An 18,583-nucleotide genomic window follows, 5' to 3' on the forward strand; every position below is an offset into this window, starting at 1 on the left:
AAGTGCATCACTAAATTTCGTGCCGGGAAAACAGGCCAATAAAAAGCCCGGTAGCGAGCGCCGCGACCGGGCTGGATAAATCATGTTTACACTTATTCGGTCAGGATGGTCTGCACCTCTGAGGGTCCGGTGTTGACCATTCCCCAGTAGGGATTAGGTCCCCAGTATCCGCCGCGATGACGGGTCGGACCATACCAGATCCAGGGATCCATCGGCTGTGGCGGTGCGGTTACCTGCTGGGCAATGCGCCAGCGCTGATAACCGCGCACATCAATGACCACAAATTTGTAATCGGCCTCACCAATTTTACCCTGCTCCGTGCCCTTCAGCGTACCCAGCACGGTAACGTACTGGTTTCTGACATCCACCGGATCAACAAAGCCGTGAATGTCTGCATAAATCCGGCCAACCGAGGCCGCCCCCAGACGCGGTCTGGCGCTCTCATCCAGCGGTTGTGCCGCAATCTCAAGCCGGGTTTTGCCGTTCAGGTTAGTGACATTCACTACCTTGCCGCCAAAGCGCGATTCCTGCCCGACAAAGAGCGAAGGATCGCTCATCACCCGCAACAGATCCTGCTGTGGCTGAGGTGAGCTGCCCTGCAGTGTGTCAGGAATGGAGACACAACCGGTTAACGCCAGCACACAGGTCAGCAGCAGACCTGAAAGCCCTTTACCACACATTGACGACATAGACGTTCTCCCGTTAGGTAAAGCGTTAGACTGGATGCATAACAATAAGTTGCGTGTATTTTACCGGCCAGGTAATTTTTTCCAGGCGACTTCATTACGCAGATACGTCGGCTCCGCCGTCTCCGGCAGCAACGTATTCCCCTGCGCCAGCGCAAGCATCGCCAGTGGCAGCATATCCTGTGCGGCAGGCAAAGTAACGTCGCTGGTGTTCAGGGTCAGATCGTGTCCCTGCTGCAGGGCAGGATAGGCCTGCCAGCCGGTGCCGGCGGTCATCCAGTCGCCAGAGAGCGCCTGCATCCGGGTGAGTGCTGCCTCAGGGGACAGCACGCATTCGCTGGCTTCACCCTGCCAGACACCCTGCTCATCACGCTGATATTCGGCCCAGTAAACCTCGCCCATTCGCGCATCGATAGCGGTTAACACCCGGGTTGCACCGTGCAGACGCCAGGCCCCTTCCGCCAGCGTCGCCAGGGTGGAAACGGCGATCATCGGCAGTGATGCGCCCAGTGCCAGGCCCTGAGCAATACCAATACCGATCCGCACGCCGGTAAAACTGCCAGGACCCCGGCCAAAGGCGAGCGCGTCCAGTTCGGTCAGTTCCAATTGCTGCGCCAGCAGCAGTTCCTCGACCAGCGGCAGAATACGCTGCGTATGATCGCGCGGAGCAATCTCGAATCGGGCATCAATCTGTTGCTGATTCAGCAAGGCGGCTGAACAGGCTTCTGTCGCCGTATCCAGCGCTAAAATTCGGGCTGACATGACTACCTCAGAAGAAAGAAAACGGCGCGCATCTTAGCATAAAATTACGCGTCTGGTTCGGGTTGCTGGCGGATAAAGGCGATGGCCTGAGCAATGTCGCGGGTGCGCGGCGTCGGCGGCAGGCTGTTAAGAAACAGTGCGCCATAAGGCCGTGAGACCAGACGCTGATCGCAAATGACCAGCACACCACGATCGTCCGTATCACGGATCAGACGGCCTACACCCTGCTTCAGGGTAATCACCGCATCCGGCAACTGCACATCCGCAAAGGGATCGCCGCCGCGAATCCGGCAATCTTCCATTCGGGCTTTTAGCAGCGGATCTTCCGGTGAGGTGAACGGTAGTTTGTCGATGATCACCAGGGACAGCGCATCACCCCGCACATCCACGCCTTCCCAGAAGCTGCTGGTCGCCACCAGCAGAGCATTACCCTTCTCGATAAACTGCTTCAGTAACTGACCTTTGCTGGTTTCACCCTGCACCAGCACCGGCAGTGTCATCGAGGCGCGAAACTCTGCGGCCAGCTCTCGCATCATCAGATGCGAAGTACAGAGGAAGAAACAGCGGCCTTTATTCGCATCGATCAACGGTTTCATCATTGCGGCCAGCTGGCGCGCGCCACCGGGACGGTTAGGTTCCGGGAGATTGCGTGGTACACAGAGCAAAGCCTGCTTCGCAAAGTCAAACGGACTGTTCAGGATCAGGCTCTTTGCCGCATTGACACCCAGCCGTTCGGCAAAGTGGGCCATTTTCTCATCTACCGCCAGGGTGGCCGAGGTGAAAATCCATGCGGCCTTGCGGTTATCCATCACCTCACGGAAGCGTTCCGCTACCGATAGCGGCGTGAGCGCCAGGATAAAGTGGCGGGAAGTGCATTCATACCAGTAGCTGTAGCCCGGCTCGTTAATCGCCCGTAACCGTTTTAACCGGGTACGGTAGAGTGCGGCGCGCTCAAAGGCGGCATCCAGCAGAGCTGAGCGACCCAGCGAGAGTTTGATGACGTCATAGCAGAGCTCCAGTGCATCATCCAGCAGGGTGAACATACGCAGAATCTGATTATCGCTCAGCAGCTCGCGCAGATTTCCGCGATAGCCGGGATCGCCCAGTGACAGGCGGAAATCCTGCGCGCATTGCGCCAGGCGGTCAGCGGATTTCTGCAGCTGCTGGGCATCGCGAACTTCGGTGCGGTAGGCGGTAATGATATCTTTGGCGAGATCGAGTAACTGACGGCTGGAAAGCTGTTGACCAAAATACTGACTGGCGATGTCAGGCAACTGATGAGCTTCGTCGAAGATCATCACATCCGCTTCGGGAATAAGTTCGCCGAAGCCGCCCTCTTTCACCACCAGGTCGGCAAGAAAGAGATGGTGGTTCACGACCACCACATCGGCGTCCATGGCGCGCTTACGCGCTTTGACCACGAAGCACTCTTTATAGCGCGGGCAGTCGGTGCCGAGGCAGTTATCGTTGGTGCTGGTCACCAGCGGCCAGACCGGACTGTCTTCGGTGACGCCCGCACAGCTGCTGATGTCACCATCTTCCGTCTGTGATGACCAGCTGCGCAGCGTCACCAGGTCAGTCAGCCCCTGCGCGGTGAGATCGCCGCCCGCCATCGACTGCTGTTCCATACGTTCCAGACAGAGATAGTTGGAGCGCCCTTTCAGTAAGGCGGTTTTACCTTTGAACTTCAGCGCCTTGATCATCGTGGGCAGATCGCGGGCATAGAGCTGATCCTGCAGCGCTTTGGATCCAGTGGAGACAATCACTTTTTTACCAGCCCGTAAAGCGGGTGCCAGGTAGGCATAAGTTTTTCCGGTACCGGTACCGGCTTCGACCACCAGTTCACCCTGCTGTTTTACGGCTTCAGATACCGCCTGCGCCATCTCACGTTGTGCTTCACGCGGCTTAAAGCCTGCGATCGCCAGCGCCAGCGCGCCATCCACTGCAAAATCGTCTGCCACATACCCTCACTAAAAACGGCAAAAACACTGTAATTATGTCAGTATTGGATTAACAAAGCAAAATCGAAAAATATCAAAAACTTATAATTCTCATGCCGATACCAACACCCTCTTATATCAGCCCGATTTACAGCTGACAGGCACAGAAAAGGCGGCCCGAAGCCGCCTGAAAAAAACCCGTCGCGTTGCCGATATGCCTGATGACATATCAGTCAATTGCACAGGCAGAAGAAGCGCTAAAAACCGTTATTACTGCACAATCATCCGGCCATTCAGATGCTGCAGCGGACGATTATTGGTGGTTTTCAGTGCCTGTTTAAAGGCGTCGAGCTGCGCCTGAGAGAGCGTAACCGGCTCTTTCAGCACCAGCCAGCGAATACCTTCGCTGCAGGGTGGCGTCGTAAGTGAACCACTGAAGCGATAGTAGTGCAGGTCTCTGGGAAAGAGTGCGCGCAAATCTACCTGCCGGTTAATGTTTACCTGTTTGTTTTCCTCTTTCGGCATTGCGTCAATTAAGGGCACCAGTGCCGGATTCTCTTTACCAACCTTAAACATCACCGCGACCACGGCGAGATCGCCATCCTCTTTGCTGTGAACAAAGTGGGCTTCAAGCGGAAAAGTTTCTCCGTTAATCTGGTTTTCACTCGGTGTATGAAAATGATACTGACGCAGTGTGAATTTTTCACCATCCAGCACAAAGTCATCTTCCTCATCAACCGTTACCTGAATGGTGTGACCGTTGTTAATCACCTTCTCAGCGGATGTGTGGTAAGCCAGATCAAGTGGCTGTAAATGTCCCTCGATCGGATTTGTAATATTAATGGGCGACTGTGACTTGCCTTCGTGACACATATGGAAGTCGCTGGTCAGTTCACTCCAGTGCGCCGGACCGGCTTTGCCTTCATAGGTCCAGTGCGGCTCCGCGGCACCTGCTGCGCTGACAGACGAAATCGCTATAACCAGACTTAACATTTTTAGTTGTTTCATTTTATCCCTGCTTAATAAGCTAATGTGCGGCTGGAATACTATTCCTCTCAGCTTTGCGTCAGCAAGATGACAAAATGCGGTTAATTAAAACAGGAATGAATAATGAGTAGATAATTTCTATCGATGTTAATTTAATAAATATTACTTGTAGATTTTTTATTTCAAATAACGATTTTTACGATCATTAATATGGACTTCCTGCTTCAGGAAATCGACTCAGCAACAAACCTGAAGAAAAAATGGGTCGGCAGGCTCAGAGAGAAAACAGCACAGAAAGAGGTGAATCGGTGCAGGCTACAGAAGTGAGAAACCGCAAAACTGCACGACTGGCGGTTTTGCGGTGTAAGCCTGAATCAGAAGAAAGGCACCTCGACAACTATCCCTTTGAGACGGTTAAACATCCTTTTCTAACGGATCGTCCTCCTCATCCTCTTCTTCATCTTCCGGATAGATCTCAGCATCATCTGGCAACGGTTCATCATAATCAGGACGTTCAGACATAATTACCTCCGGTGATAAATAGCAGTGCTGCTATTTCAACTGAGCATAGTTAACTGTCACCACCGGCCGCATATTTTCCGCCTGAAGTGTGAGCCAGGCGTAAAATTGCTGTAATAGACTGAAAATGAACTCACCGCATGGCGCTAATGGCGTATGTAGAGCGCACCCGCCAGCATGATGATAAACAGCACCGCAAAGGTGATCACGCCTGGCTTAGTGCCTTTGGATAAACCCACAAACGCCGCGATAACAATAAACAGCAGCGTCAGTGCGCCAGCCATAACCCAAAAAAGATACTGCGTATTCGCCATGCTCTCATCCTCATCCAGTGGCGCGATTTTACGGCTGATTTATAACATTTTTAAGCCGGCACTGTCCTGAATTCTGTCCCGTTGCCCGCCTGTCAGGGCTGGCAGCAGGAGCGGCAATCGCCCTCCACCCTGAAAGCTGCCAGCCCGACAGTGTGATGCAGTTAGCAAATGCAGAGGAACGCAGCGAGGAAACAAAGGCCCGGCTTATAATGATTAAATCAGCTTACTGTTGGGATGTGGCACCCGTAAGCTGACGTGCTGAGACTGGCTTAACATTGTCGTTCAGGCGATGTTATGCAGATGGCCTTAACCCGACTGCCTGACTCAGGCGGAGGCATGTTATGAACTATTACCGCATCGGCTCTCTGGCTGGCGTGCTGCTGCTTTGCGGCTGCCAGGCTCCCACTTCTGATCAGGCTCGTCTGCAGCCACCCGTTTTTCAGGGTCAAAGCACCCGTACCGTCCCTCAGCTCAGCGACTGTATTTATCGTGGCTGGTCAACCACCAGCGTTATTGCCAGAGATAACACCACCCACACCCAGCCGAACGGCAACGAGATCAGCGTCTTTACCTGGGAAGATTCGATTTTTGCGGATATCTCTCCCCACAGAAAAGGGGCAAAGGTAAAATATTTCACGACCTTCCGTATGGCTCCTCAGGTAATAGCGGACAGACAGGCGATTGTGCAACGCTGCCTGTAAGGCGTAAGGCGTGACAGCGATGTCGGGAGTGTGCCAGGCTAATGCGCACTTAACCAGGGAGAAACCGATGAGTATTACCCGCATTGACCCGGAACATCGTATGTCCGAAGCTGTGATCCACAACGACACCATCTATTACACCAGTGTGCCTGAGAATCTGGATGCCGACGCAGAAGCGCAGACCGCCAATGCGCTGGCGGTCATTGACGCGATCCTGATTCGCCTCGGCAGTGATAAAAGTAAGATCCTGGATGCGACGCTGTTTCTGGTGGATAAAGCCGATTTCCCCGCCATGAACCGGGCCTGGGACGCCTGGGTCTCACCGGGTAATGCGCCGGTGCGCTGCACCGTTCAGGCCGGCCTGCTGAATCCAAAGTACAAAATCGAAATTAAAATAATCGCTGCACGTTAACGATGTCGGGTGTTATTCCTCTTCGTTTTCTTCATCTTCGTCGTCGAATAACGCCCGAATCTGTTCGCCCTTGTGATTCTGACGGATTTCCTGCGCCACCTGGGCGATCGCTTCACCGCTCGATAAACCACCCGTCATCAACTCCTGAATACGTTCAACGGCCTGCTGTTGCTGCTCATGTGAGAGAGCCGGTAATCCAATAAACATGTTCTACTCCTGCGTTGGGGCAGACAGTATCCCATGCGGAACTAACAGGTGCCAGTCGGGAAAAAATATGTCAGTCTGACCGCCTCTTTGCTTTCTGATTTGTCTGCCTGATGATTGTTGAAACCCTCACGCTTGATTATACCCCGGATGCGCTGACACAGCGTTTTGCCACCCTTGCCCATCTGCCGTGGGCGATGCTGCTCTCCTCCGCGCAGGCCAGCCACAGCGACAACCGCTTCGACATTCTGACCGCCGATCCCCGCGTCACCCTGGTGACCCGCGGGCCGATCACGACCATCAGCGACACGACCGGCACCACCGAATCGACCGCGGATCCCTTGCTGCTGGTGCAGCAGCAGTGTGATGCGCTGGGCATCAGACCCACAGCCAGTGAGGCTTTGCCGTTTCAGGGCGGTGCGCTGGGCCTGTTTGGTTATGACCTGGGCCGCCGGTTTGAGTCACTGCCCCAAAAAGCCACAGCCGATCTCACCACGCCGGACATGGCGGTGGGGATCTATGACTGGGCCTTGATTGCCGATCATCATCAGCAAACCCTGACGCTGGTGGCGTTGAAGAACGCTGAAGCGCGCGCCGCCTGGCTGGCGCAGTGGCCCGCGCGTGAAATCGTGCCCTTTTCACTGACCAGCCGCTGGCGCTCCAATCTGAGCTATGCCGATTACGCCGCACGCTTTGCCGCGGTTCAGGCCTATATTCAGGCCGGTGACTGTTATCAGGTTAACCTGGCGCAGCGTTTTCAGGCCGGTTATCAGGGTGATGAGTGGCAGGCGTTTACTCTGCTTAACGCGGCTAACCGGGCGCCGTTCAGCGCGTTTCTGCGCCTGCCGGAAAGTGCGATTCTCAGCCTGTCGCCGGAGCGCTTTCTGTCGCTGAATCAAAACCAGATTGAAACCCGACCGATTAAAGGTACCCGGCCACGCTGTGCCGATCCGATTGCCGATGCGCAACAGGCTGAGGCACTGCGCCATGCGGAGAAAGATCGGGCTGAAAACCTGATGATTGTCGATTTGCTGCGCAACGATATTGGCCGCGTGGCGCAGCCCGGCTCGGTCACGGTGCCTGAACTGTTTGTGGTTGAACCCTTCCCCGCCGTCCATCATCTGGTGAGCACGGTGCGCGCACAGTTGCCTGACACCCTGCAGGCCACCGATCTGCTGCGCGCCTGTTTTCCGGGCGGCTCGATAACCGGTGCGCCCAAAATTCGGGCGATGGAGATTATTGATGAGCTGGAGCCGCAGCGGCGCAATGCCTGGTGCGGCAGTATCGGCTATCTCAGCCTGTGTGGCCGGATGGACACCAGTATCACGATCCGCACGCTGATCGCCGAAGGCCAACAGCTTTACTGTGCCGCGGGTGGCGGCCTGGTAGCAGACAGCGATGCTGAAGCGGAATATCAGGAAACGCTCGATAAAGTCAGCCGGATTTTACCGGCACTGGAACAGACAGGAGGTTCAGTTGGCACTGACGCTTGAGGTTTTTCGCAGCCGTTTTCTGCTGCAGCAGCCGGCCCGCAGCACGCAGCATCTCTCCGGACGTCATGCCGCGGTGCTGGTGCCGATTATAGCCCGCCATGAACCGGGGCTTTTGTTGACGCAGCGCTCGCACGCCCTGCGCAAACACGCCGGACAGGTCGCCTTTCCCGGCGGGATGCAGGATGACACCGACGCCTCGCTGATCGCCACCGCCCTGCGTGAAGCGCAGGAAGAGGTCGGTATCGATCCACATCAGGTCGAGATATTAGGCGCGCTGCCCGCTGTCACCAGCAGCACCGGCTTTCAGGTGACACCCGTGCTGGGCATTATTCCGGCCGACCTGCGCTTAACGATTAATCCGGATGAGGTGAGCAGTGCCTTCGAGATGCCACTGGCCGAGGCTTTGCAGCTCAGCCGCTACAGCGCGCTGGAGGTGCATCGGGCGGGTGTACGCCATCCGGTCTGGCTGTCGCGCTATCAGGATTATCTGGTGTGGGGCATGACAGCAGGAATTATCCGTTCACTGAGTACGCAGATCGCCTTCTGAGACCTTTCTTCCTCTTTTTTATTCCCTTCCAGCCCATCAGCGACCTGCCGGGCTGCGCTATAATTTTTTCTATCTGTTTTGATAAGTTTATTTCATGCGAAAAGCTGCTCTTTTCCGGTGCATGACCATTACTATGGGCGCCATAAACTGCCCCGGCAGACTGAGAATAAATGTGAGGAGTGTCACCTGTGATTAGTGTTTTCGACATGTTCAAAGTGGGCATTGGCCCCTCGAGTTCGCATACTGTCGGCCCGATGAAAGCGGGTAAACAATTTGTGGATTTGCTGTGCGAACAGGAAAAGCTGCAGGAGGTCACCCGGATCGCCGTGGATGTTTACGGTTCTCTGTCTCTGACCGGTAAAGGCCACCACACGGATATCGCCATTATTATGGGTCTGGCGGGCGAATCGCCGGACACGGTGGATATCGATGCGATCCCCGCTTTCATTAAAGATGTCGAACAGCGTGAGCGACTGCTGCTGGCGAAAGGCGCGCATGAAGTCGATTTCCCGCGTGAAGGCGGCATGGTGTTCCGCAGTGAGAACCTCTCATTGCATGAAAATGGCCTGCGCCTGCTGGCATTCGCGGGCGACCTGCTGATCCTGTCGAAAACCTATTACTCTGTGGGCGGCGGATTTATTGTGGATGAAGAGCACTTCGGTCAGTCGGCACTGGATGAAGTCTCTGTGCCCTGGCCGTTCCACTCCGCCAAAGATCTGCTGGCGCACTGCCGCGAAACCGGTCTGTCGCTGTCGGGTCTGGTGATGAAAAATGAGCTGGCACTGCATAGCCGCGACGAGATTCATGCCTATTTCACCCACATCTGGCAGACCATGCAGGCCTGTATTGATCGCGGTCTGAATACTGAAGGCGTGTTGCCCGGACCGCTGCGCGTACCCCGTCGAGCCGCCTCCCTGCGTCGCCTGCTGACCTCCTCCACCAAGCACTCCAGCGATCCGATGATTGTTATCGACTGGATCAATATGTATGCCCTGGCGGTCAACGAAGAGAACGCCGCGGGTGGCCGTGTGGTGACCGCGCCGACGAACGGTGCCTGCGGTATCGTGCCTGCAGTGCTGGCTTACTACGATCACTTTATCGAGCCGGTGACGCCCGATATTTTCCTGCGCTATTTCCTCGCCTCTGGCGCTATAGGCGTGCTGTACAAAATGAACGCCTCTATTTCAGGCGCGGAAGTGGGCTGCCAGGGTGAAGTGGGTGTCGCCTGTTCGATGGCGGCCGCTGGTCTGGCAGAGCTGCTGGGCGGTAGCCCGGAGCAGGTGTGCGTCGCCGCTGAAATCGGCATGGAGCATAACCTTGGACTGACCTGTGACCCCGTGGCCGGTCAGGTTCAGGTTCCCTGCATTGAACGTAATGCTATCGCCTCGGTAAAAGCCATTAACGCGGCGCGTATGGCACTCCGTCGCACCAGTGAACCCCGCGTCTCGCTGGATAAGGTTATTGAGACCATGTATGAGACCGGCAAGGATATGAACGCGAAATACCGTGAAACTTCCCGTGGCGGTCTGGCGATTAAAGTTCAGTGTGACTAAGCGAAACGTTTAATCGTTTAAATAACATGCAAACGTAATAAAATCCGCATCCTGCGCTATCTCAGCGCAGGTTTAAACGGTAGAGTGTTTTCCGCGCAGCCGTCCGGTCTGCGCAGCTTTCCAGACCCGCTTTTCTGCATTCCGGCCTCAATATTGATCTGGCCGTGCCGATACTAACCCCGTATTTTTTGCTTTTTTCTGGCTTTTTGGGAAGGTGGATACTGATGTTTATGGCCCAGCAATTTGTTGGACAATTCAGGCGCAAGCGTTTGCTGATCGCCCTGTCAATCGCCACCGTAATGCTGATATTAACGCTGGCCTTTCGCTATATCGAAGAGAAGTCACGTATTGAACAGCAGGCGATGGCTTTTGCCGACAAAGCGATTATGCGGTTTGACAGGATGTTTTCACCGCTGGAGGTTTCAGCCAATAATACGCTGGGGCTGGTAGGCGTTCCCTGTCAGGACGTGCGTTTTCCGCTCGTCGAAAAAATTTCATCACTGCAGACGGTTCGTGCCATTCTACTGGTCGAAAACGACATGCTTTACTGCTCCAGTATTTACGGCTCGCGCAATATCCCTTTCAGCCAGACTTATCCTGACCTTGCCTTCAACAGCCAGCGTATGACCCTGTCAACCGACCAGTATCTGCTGAAAGGCTCGCCGGTCTTACTGCTATGGACGCCAAAAAGTCTGGATAACCGGTCGGGAATATTGCAGGTCATCAACATTGAAATGATGAGCAATTATCTGCTGGAACCCCAACTGCCCTGGGTGGAACGCGCCGTGTTTAACGTCAATGGTGAGAGCCTGGAATATGGCAATCCGCTGATACAGCCAACGGTGCCGGCAGATGACGAAGTGAGCTACGAGCAGGGCTCGCTGCGCTACCCGTTTACCCTTACCCTCTATGGCCCTTCGCCGACACGGCTGGCGCTGGCGACACTTCCCTCACAGTTGCCGCTGGCGCTGCTGCTGAGCCTGCTGATGGGCTATATTATCTGGCTTGCGACGGCAAATCGCATGAGCCTTAGCTGGCAAATCAGTTATGGCATCACGGCCCGTGAGTTTATGGTCTATTGTCAGCCGCTGATCAACAGCAAAAGCGGCGGGTGTGACGGGATAGAATTACTGCTGCGCTGGCATAACGCCCGACAGGGCTGGATCGCACCGGATGTCTTTATTCCGCTGGCCGAGCGCCAGAACCTGATCAAGCCGCTGACGCGCTTTGTGCTGAACGAGGTAGTAAGGCATCTGCCTCAGTTGCCCAATGATCCCGCCTTTCATATCGCCATCAATGTGGCCGCCAGTCATTTCCGCGACCGCGCCATTCTGGAAGATTTGCAGAACCTGTGGTGGCCTGCCAGTCCGGTGCCGCAACTGGTGGTGGAACTCACTGAACGGGATGCCCTGCCGGTCGTCGATCAGTCGGTGATTGCACAACTGCACGACATTGGCGTCCGGCTGGCGATTGATGACTTTGGCACCGGTCACAGCTCGCTCTCCTACCTGAAAGATTTACAGCCAGACGTGCTCAAAATCGACAAGATTTTCACAGCGGCCATCGGTACGGATGCCATTAACGCCACGGTAACGGATATGGTGATTTCGCTGGCCCAGCGCCTGAATATCAGTCTGGTCGCCGAAGGGGTAGAGACGGCTGAACAGGCAGCTTATCTGCGCGAACGCGGTGTGGATCATCTGCAGGGCTACTATTTTGCCCGCCCGATGCCGCTGGAAGATTTTCCAGCCTGGCTGACGCTGCATCAGGCTGATACGCACCGTTAACTGCCGCGTCAGCGCCGTTCCGCCCTTATACGACTTCCCCACAAAAAAACAGCCGCGGCGTTTCAGCAGCGGCTGTCAGAGAGATTCAGCGCGGCCGGTAATACCGGCAGCGCCTCAGCAACAACGGGAAGCGTTAACCCTCTTCCTCTTCGTCATGCGGTTTATCTTTGGTGACACGCACCAGATCGATACGGTAATCCGTCGCTTCGATAATCTGGAAGTGCAGCGGCGTAATATCAATCACCTCGCCAGGAAGCGGTAACTGCCCTTTCTGTTCAATCAGCAGGCCCGCCAGCGAGGCGTGATCTTCTGTCGGATCGACCAGCTCATGGAAGTCGAGTAACTGCTGCAGCGAGTGCAGATCGGTTCCGCCTTTCACTAACCAGCCATCGCCATCTGCAACAATATCAGGCGTTTCGTCTTCATCCGGGAATTCACCCGCAATCGCTTCCAGCACGTCCAGCGGCGTAATCAAACCCTGCACCACGCCAAACTCATTGGTGACGATCACGAAGCTGCCTTTAGCACGACGCAGCACGCCAAGCAGGTTGATCGGATCCAGCGTCTCCGGCACCACAATGGTCGGTGTATTCGCCGCGAAGGTCGCCACATCAACACCCTGCTCCAGCGCCACCAGCAGCTCTTTGGCGCGCACCACGCCAACAATTTCATCCAGTTCACCCCGGCAGACCGGGAACAGGCTGTGAGGCGTATCCAGCAGCTGACCGCGAATCTCATCCACCGGACGATTCGCATCGACCCAGGAGATATCACCGCGCGGCGTCATAATGCTGCGAATCGAGCGGGAAGCCAGGGTCAGCACACCATTAATCATGTAACGCTCTTCATCTTTAAACGCTTCCTGCGGCATCGCTTCCGTCAGCGCAGACTCTTCACTGGTGCTGGTGTTACCGCTGCTATTGCCATTGCTGGATGCCAGCGCACGATTACGGCCGCCCATCAGGCGCAGAATGGCCTCTGCGGTACGCTCACGCATTGGACGATTTGACTGATGGCGAATAAAGTTACGACGTGCAATCTGGTTGAACAGCTCAATCAGAATTGAGAAGCCAATCGCCGCATAGAGGTAGCCTTTAGGAATATGGAAACCAAAGCCTTCTGCCACCAGCGACAGACCGATCATTAACAGGAAGCTCAGACAGAGCACCACTACGGTCGGATGCGCGTTAACAAAGTTGGTTAACGGTTTAGACGCCAGCAGCATCACCCCCATGGCAATCACCACGGCGGTCATCATCACCGGCAGGTGATTCACCATACCTACGGCGGTAATCACCGCATCCAGCGAGAAGACCGCGTCCAGCACCACAATCTGCAGCACCACTGCCCAGAAACTGGCGTATCCGCGATTTGCGGAACCATCAAGCTGACGGTTCTCCAGCCTCTCGTGTAGCTCCATGGTCGCTTTAAACAACAGAAAGAAACCACCGAACAGCAGGATTAAATCTCGTCCGGAAAAGCTGAAACCGCCTACGCTGAAGAGAGGCGTTGTCAGCGTGACGATCCAGGAGATCAGCGACAGCAAACCCAGCCGCATCACCAGCGCCAGCGACAGGCCGATCAGGCGTGCTTTATCACGCTGCTTTGGCGGCAGTTTGTCGGCCAGGATGGCAATAAACACCAGGTTATCGATACCCAGTACGATTTCCAGCACGATAAGCGTCAGTAAACCCGCCCAGATTGAGGGGTCGAATAAAAATTCCATTATTTATGACTCCAGAACAGGGAACAGATCGAGCCGGTGCCTGTCAGCGCAGCGAAGCGTGACATCCGGGTAGTCGGGAAAGCGGTGAAAACGCCGTGAGGCGAAGGGTGACGCGCCAGCAGGCGCAAAGAACAGATTAAGCGACGTCGGTGACGATCCATAAAGGTGGGCTGAAGCCCGTTACTCCTGAGCAATAAACAGAACGTTAATGTATCAGGTCGGCAAATTGCGTCAAAAAATTTTCTTATTTTTACAATCTCTGTAAGGGATGATCGGGCGCATAAAAAAGGTAAAGCGCCACTTCACGGGGTGAATAGCTGACGGACATCACATAATTTATTTTTTCGATCACTAAAATAAATCGCGACTTTACCGCCTTGATGAAGTTAACCCCTGTTTTTTCGACGCTATATCAGAAAGTCGAATGACCGGGTTAAACGTATAATCAAAACATGTCTCAATACAGTTCATTTACTCAGATGAGCATCTCTAGCGAACGGAGGTAGCACGTGACCATTGCGATTGTAATTGGTACACACGGCTGGGCAGCGGAACAACTGCTGAAAACAGCAGAAATGCTCTTAGGCGAGCAGGAGAATATCGGCTGGATAGATTTTGTCCCCGGTGAAAATGCAGAAACGCTGATTGAAAAATATCAGGCACGACTGGCAGAACTGGATACCAGTAAAGGGGTTCTTTTTCTGGTCGATACCTGGGGCGGCAGCCCGTTCAATGCGGCCAGCCGCATTGTTGTCGACAAGCCACACTATGAGGTTATTGCCGGGGTCAATATTCCGATGCTGGTTGAAACGCTGATGGCGCGCGATGACGATCCCGGATTTGACGAACTGGTCGCCGTGGCGGTGGAGACCGGTCGTGAAGGGGTCAAAGCCCTGAAAGCCAAAGAAGAAGCACCGACACCGGCTGCTGAGAAACCGGCCGCGGCGGCGCAACCAGCTAAGCCGATGGCCCCCGGGGATCACATGAAAATCGGGCTGGCGCGCATTGATGATCGTCTGATTCATGGGCAGGTCGCGACGCGCTGGACTAAAGAGACAAACGTTCAGCGTATTATTGTGGTCAGCGATGAAGTGGCCAACGATCATGTGCGCAAAACCCTGTTGACGCAGGTCGCGCCGCCCGGCGTGACGGCTCATGTGGTGGATGTCGACAAAATGGTCCGGGTATGGAACAACCCGAAGTATGGTCAGGATCGCGTCATGCTGCTGTTTACCAACCCTACCGATGTCCTGCGCGTAGTTGAACAGGGTGTCGATATTAAAACGGTCAACATCGGTGGTATGGCGTTCCGCCAGGGGAAAACCCAGGTCAATAATGCGGTCTCGGTTGATGAGAAAGATATTGCCGCATTCCGCAAACTCAATGAACGTAATATTGAACTGGAAGTGCGTAAAGTTTCCAGCGATCAAAAACTGAAAATGATGGATCTGATTGCGAAAGTAAACGCGTAACAGAAGCACTTCTGCGCCTGCGTTTCCGGGCTCCTGATTAACCTGCTGAGGACAAGAAGTATGATGGAAATAACCTCGCTACAAATTATTTTGATTTTTATTGTCGCCTGTATTGCCGGTATGGGGTCAATTCTGGATGAGTTCCAGTTTCACCGTCCGCTTGTCGCCTGTACGCTGATTGGTATCGTACTGGGTGATATGAAAACCGGTATTATCATCGGCGGTACGCTGGAGATGATTGCGCTGGGCTGGATGAACATCGGTGCAGCGGTTGCCCCTGATGCCGCCCTCGCCTCTATCATCTCGACAATCCTGGTCATCGCTGGTGGTCAGAGTGTGGGTGCCGGTATCGCGCTGGCGATTCCGCTGGCTGCAGCCGGACAGGTGCTGACCATTATCGTGCGTACGCTGACCGTGGCCTTCCAGCACGCGGCTGATAAAGCCGCCGAGAAAGGCAATCTTACGGCCATCTCCTGGATTCATGTCTCTGCCCTGCTGTTACAGGCAATGCGTATCGCCATCCCGGCGCTGATTGTGGCGATTTCTGTCGGCACCAGTGCCGTTCATGCGTTGCTGAGTTCTATTCCTGAAGTGGTCACCAATGGCCTGAATATCGCCGGTGGCATGATTGTGGTGGTCGGTTACGCGATGGTCATCAACATGATGCGCGCAGGCTATCTGATGCCGTTCTTCTACCTCGGCTTTGTAACCGCAGCGTTCACCAACTTTAACCTTGTGGCGCTGGGCGTGATTGGCGTGGTTATGGCAGTGCTCTATATTCAGCTCAGCCCGAAATACAACCGTGTGGCGGGAGCACCCACAGGTGCTGCAACCGCAAACGATCTTGATAACGAACTCGATTAAGGAACAGGTGATCACATGGTTGATATGACGAAAGTTGAAAAGAAACTGACCCCCGGTGATGTCCGCGCCGTCTTTCTGCGCTCTAACCTTTTCCAGGGTTCATGGAACTTTGAGCGTATGCAGGCGCTGGGCTTCTGCTTCTCAATGGTGCCGGTCATCCGCCGTCTCTATCCTGAGAATAACGATGAGCGCAGGCAGGCGATAAAACGTCATCTGGAGTTTTTCAATACCCATCCCTATGTCGCCGCACCGGTACTGGGCGTCACCATGGCGATGGAAGAGCAGCGTGCCAACGGCGCACCTATCGACGACGGTGCGATTAACGGCCTGAAAGTCGGGCTGATGGGACCGCTGGCCGGTGTTGGCGACCCGATCTTCTGGGGTACGGTACGTCCGGTGTTTGCCGCACTGGGTGCCGGTATCGCCATGAGCGGCAGTCTGCTGGGTCCCCTGCTGTTCTTTATACTGTTTAACCTGGCTCGTCTGCTGACCCGCTACTACGGCGTGGCGTATGGCTATCGCAAAGGAATCGACATCGTCAGCGACATGGGCGGCGGTTTCCTGCAGAAGCTCACGGAGGGCGCCTCGATTCTGGGGCTGTTTGTCATGGGGGCGCTGGTCAACAAGTGGACGCACGTCAACATCCCGCTGGTGGTGTCGCGCATTACTGACTCTACCGGCAAAACCACTGTTACCACGGTACAGTCGATCCTCGATCAGCTGATGCCAGGCATTGTGCCACTGCTGCTGACCTTTGGGTGTATGTGGCTGTTACGCCGTAAAGTGAATGCGCTATGGATTATCGTCGGCTTCTTTGCCATCGGTATCTTTGGTTACTGGATCGGCCTGCTCGGTCTGTAATTTCATCCTGCCGGGAGCCTCTGCTCCCGGCTTTTAAGCGTGGTGAGCTGAGCCACAACCGGCTGAGCTCACCCTGTTTGAGGTAGAAGTGATGTCTTTAACTGACGCGTTGATTGCGTGTTGTGTCGCCGTCCTGATGGGATTTGCCGTTTACCATGAGGCTATTCTGCCACGTCGGCACGGGCCGACCCGCCTACGGGTAACACTGCGCAGGCAGCATAAACTCGACAGTCTGATTTTCATCGGCCTGCTGCTGATTTTGCTGTGGAACAATGTCAGTCATCATGGCCCGCAGCTCACCACCTCACTGCTGATGGTGCTGAGTTTTATGGCGTTCTGGCTCTTCTGGCTGCGCAAACCCACGCTGCTGATGAAGAATGAGGGATTGTTTTACGCCGGCGTCTGGATCGATTACCGGCGGATTCAGGGCATGAATCTTTCTGAGGATGGCATTCTGGTCATTCAGCTGGAACAGCGCCGTCTGCTGATTGCCGTGCAGCAACTCGACGACCTGGAGCGCATCTACAATACGCTGGTCGACGCGCGCTAGTCGCGCTGCCACATTGTCAGGGTAAAATCCGCATCGCAACCGAACAGCTCACTCTGCTGCAGCGTTTGCCAGACGTCTTCACGTGCCCGCCAGGCAAAAGGCGTCATCTGCAGCAGGGTTGTGGCGGCTGCGCCGGTTAATGCCATCGGGTAGCGCAGGGCATGCTGCGCTACCTGCCGGAAGCCGGGATAATCTTTCTGCTCTGGCACATGCAGCTGCACTTCGCGGTAAATCAGCGCTTTGAACTGTTGCAGATGGTGCGGGCCTGGGGTAACCGTCAGCACCAGGCCACCCGGCTTCAGCACACGGGCCAGTTCCGCTTCGTTGCAGGGTGCGTAGATGCGTACAATCGCATCCAGTGAGTGATCGGCAAAGGGTAAGCGCTGGCTGGAGGCGACGCAGAAGCGCACCGCAGGGTAACGCTTTGCTGCCAGCCGGATGGCCATTCGGGCGACATCCAGCCCATAAATCTGGGCCTCTTCGCCTGCCGCCTCTGCCAGTGCTGCGGTGTAGTACCCTTCACCGCAGCCGATATCCAGGATTTTACACTCTGGCTGATTCAGCACCGGCGCAAGCAGGTTGACTACCTGCTCACGCAGCGGCTGATAATAGCCTGCCTCAAGAAATTCCCGTCGTGCCTGCATCATCTCTGCACTGTCACCCGGTTCACGTGACCGTTTATGCTGAACGGGCAGCAGATTGACATACCCTTCTTTTGCCTGATCGAACTGATGGCGGTTTTCGCAGCACCAGCTGCGGTCGGTAAAGGTCAATGGAGAGTGACAAAGAGGGCAGGTCAGGGACATCAGGTGCTCCGGCATCAGATAACGCGGCGCAGTGTAACCTTAACGTTTCCGCATCGGAAGCATAAAGAAAGCCCCGGCTGTAGAGCCAGGGCTTTAAGATTCCGTGTCAGGGTGCAATGCACCGAGGCGGAGTCGAATCAGATAGCAGTGACGTTAACAGCTGCCGGGCCTTTCTGGCCGTCCTGAATTTCGAACTCAACGCTCTGGCCTTCAGCCAGGGTTTTAAAACCGTTGCCCTGAATAGCAGAGAAGTGTACGAACACATCTTTGCTGCCGTCAGCAGGAGTGATAAAACCAAAACCTTTAGACTCGTTGAACCACTTAACCTGACCTTTAATCTTTGCCATTTTGCAAATTCCTTTAGATGTTTATTTAGCCCGAAAGCTGTCTTACAGAAAA

At 54.9% G+C, this 18,583-nt stretch carries 19 protein-coding genes; 10 read left to right on the forward strand and 9 right to left on the reverse strand.

What is annotated here, in order from left to right; genetic code table 11:
- Positions 1-92 precede the first annotated feature (92 nt).
- The 5 genes from AC6I8J_RS10465 to AC6I8J_RS10485 form a co-directional block, all read right to left on the reverse strand.
- A complete protein-coding gene (locus AC6I8J_RS10465) occupies positions 93-689 on the reverse strand; it encodes a Slp family lipoprotein (protein WP_061062628.1) in 597 nt (198 codons plus the stop codon).
- 60 nt (positions 690-749) lie between these two features.
- Positions 750-1,448, reverse strand: coding sequence for a tRNA (adenosine(37)-N6)-threonylcarbamoyltransferase complex dimerization subunit type 1 TsaB (tsaB, locus tag AC6I8J_RS10470; RefSeq protein ID WP_161734048.1), 699 nt, complete (start codon positions 1,446-1,448; stop codon positions 750-752).
- 44 nt (positions 1,449-1,492) lie between these two features.
- Positions 1,493-3,409, reverse strand: a complete 1,917-nt coding sequence (gene yoaA, locus AC6I8J_RS10475) for a DNA repair helicase YoaA (RefSeq protein ID WP_260058321.1) — start codon at positions 3,407-3,409, stop codon at positions 1,493-1,495.
- A 249-nt stretch (positions 3,410-3,658) separates the two neighbouring features.
- Complete coding sequence (locus AC6I8J_RS10480) at positions 3,659-4,396, reverse strand: carbonic anhydrase (RefSeq protein WP_260058322.1); 738 nt, start codon at positions 4,394-4,396, stop codon at positions 3,659-3,661.
- A 644-nt stretch (positions 4,397-5,040) separates the two neighbouring features.
- Positions 5,041-5,208 (reverse strand): hypothetical protein, encoded by a 168-nt coding sequence (locus AC6I8J_RS10485; protein ID WP_202604891.1) that lies wholly within the window; start codon positions 5,206-5,208, stop codon positions 5,041-5,043.
- A gap of 341 nt (positions 5,209-5,549) precedes the next feature.
- Between AC6I8J_RS10485 and AC6I8J_RS10490 the strand changes: the two genes are divergently transcribed.
- Complete coding sequence (locus AC6I8J_RS10490; protein ID WP_260058323.1) at positions 5,550-5,909, forward strand: hypothetical protein; 360 nt, start codon at positions 5,550-5,552, stop codon at positions 5,907-5,909.
- A gap of 67 nt (positions 5,910-5,976) precedes the next feature.
- Entirely contained in the window at positions 5,977-6,321 is a 345-nt protein-coding gene (locus tag AC6I8J_RS10495) for a RidA family protein (RefSeq protein WP_260058324.1), read from the forward strand.
- Positions 6,322-6,333: 12 nt separating this feature from the next.
- On the opposite strand, the gene AC6I8J_RS10500 is transcribed toward AC6I8J_RS10495, so the two are convergent.
- Positions 6,334-6,528, reverse strand: a complete 195-nt coding sequence (locus AC6I8J_RS10500) for a YoaH family protein (protein ID WP_013358092.1) — start codon at positions 6,526-6,528, stop codon at positions 6,334-6,336.
- 110 nt (positions 6,529-6,638) lie between these two features.
- Here AC6I8J_RS10500 and pabB point away from each other — a divergent pair, with 110 nt between their 5' ends.
- The 4 genes from pabB to pdeD all read left to right on the forward strand — a co-directional run bounded on the left by pabB (position 6,639) and on the right by pdeD (position 11,905).
- On the forward strand, positions 6,639-8,018 hold the full coding sequence (gene pabB / locus AC6I8J_RS10505; RefSeq protein ID WP_222925385.1) for an aminodeoxychorismate synthase component 1: 1,380 nt from the start codon (positions 6,639-6,641) through the stop codon (positions 8,016-8,018).
- Positions 8,002-8,565, forward strand: a complete 564-nt coding sequence (locus AC6I8J_RS10510; protein WP_222925384.1) for a CoA pyrophosphatase — start codon at positions 8,002-8,004, stop codon at positions 8,563-8,565. The genes pabB and AC6I8J_RS10510 overlap by 17 nt, the downstream gene beginning before the upstream one ends.
- A 188-nt stretch (positions 8,566-8,753) precedes the next feature.
- The gene (locus AC6I8J_RS10515) at positions 8,754-10,118 is read left to right on the forward strand and encodes an L-serine ammonia-lyase (RefSeq protein ID WP_161733053.1); all 1,365 of its coding nucleotides are present in this window, start codon (positions 8,754-8,756) and stop codon (positions 10,116-10,118) included.
- 224 nt (positions 10,119-10,342) lie between these two features.
- A complete protein-coding gene (pdeD, locus tag AC6I8J_RS10520; protein WP_161733055.1) occupies positions 10,343-11,905 on the forward strand; it encodes a cyclic di-3',5'-guanosine monophosphate phosphodiesterase PdeD in 1,563 nt (520 codons plus the stop codon).
- A gap of 133 nt (positions 11,906-12,038) precedes the next feature.
- Here pdeD and AC6I8J_RS10525 read toward each other — a convergent pair whose 3' ends face one another.
- Positions 12,039-13,631: a TerC family protein gene (locus tag AC6I8J_RS10525; protein ID WP_161733057.1), complete on the reverse strand. Its 1,593-nt coding sequence runs from the start codon at positions 13,629-13,631 to the stop codon at positions 12,039-12,041.
- Between the two features lie 509 nt (positions 13,632-14,140).
- Here AC6I8J_RS10525 and manX point away from each other — a divergent pair.
- The 4 genes from manX (at position 14,141) to AC6I8J_RS10545 (ending at position 17,378) form a co-directional block, all read left to right on the forward strand.
- Entirely contained in the window at positions 14,141-15,103 is a 963-nt protein-coding gene (gene manX, locus AC6I8J_RS10530) for a PTS mannose transporter subunit IIAB (protein WP_222925383.1), read from the forward strand.
- A 63-nt stretch (positions 15,104-15,166) separates the two neighbouring features.
- Positions 15,167-15,967, forward strand: coding sequence for a PTS mannose/fructose/sorbose transporter subunit IIC (locus AC6I8J_RS10535; protein WP_033733019.1), 801 nt, complete (start codon positions 15,167-15,169; stop codon positions 15,965-15,967).
- Positions 15,968-15,982: 15 nt separating this feature from the next.
- Positions 15,983-16,828 carry a PTS mannose transporter subunit IID gene (locus tag AC6I8J_RS10540; protein ID WP_161733061.1) on the forward strand — a complete coding sequence of 282 codons (846 nt, stop codon included), beginning with the start codon at positions 15,983-15,985 and terminating at the stop codon, positions 16,826-16,828.
- A gap of 91 nt (positions 16,829-16,919) precedes the next feature.
- Entirely contained in the window at positions 16,920-17,378 is a 459-nt protein-coding gene (locus AC6I8J_RS10545; RefSeq protein ID WP_161733183.1) for a DUF986 family protein, read from the forward strand.
- Here the strand turns inward: AC6I8J_RS10545 and rlmA are convergent.
- Together rlmA and cspE are read right to left on the reverse strand one after the other, a co-directional pair.
- Positions 17,375-18,184: a 23S rRNA (guanine(745)-N(1))-methyltransferase gene (gene rlmA / locus AC6I8J_RS10550; RefSeq protein ID WP_161733063.1), complete on the reverse strand. Its 810-nt coding sequence runs from the start codon at positions 18,182-18,184 to the stop codon at positions 17,375-17,377. The two genes, AC6I8J_RS10545 and rlmA, sit on opposite strands and share 4 nt — an antisense overlap.
- A 137-nt stretch (positions 18,185-18,321) precedes the next feature.
- A complete protein-coding gene (cspE, locus tag AC6I8J_RS10555; RefSeq protein WP_003852684.1) occupies positions 18,322-18,531 on the reverse strand; it encodes a transcription antiterminator/RNA stability regulator CspE in 210 nt (69 codons plus the stop codon).
- Positions 18,532-18,583 lie beyond the last annotated feature (52 nt).

This window comes from Pantoea sp. X-Soil-ISGK-355 (assembly GCF_059730805.1).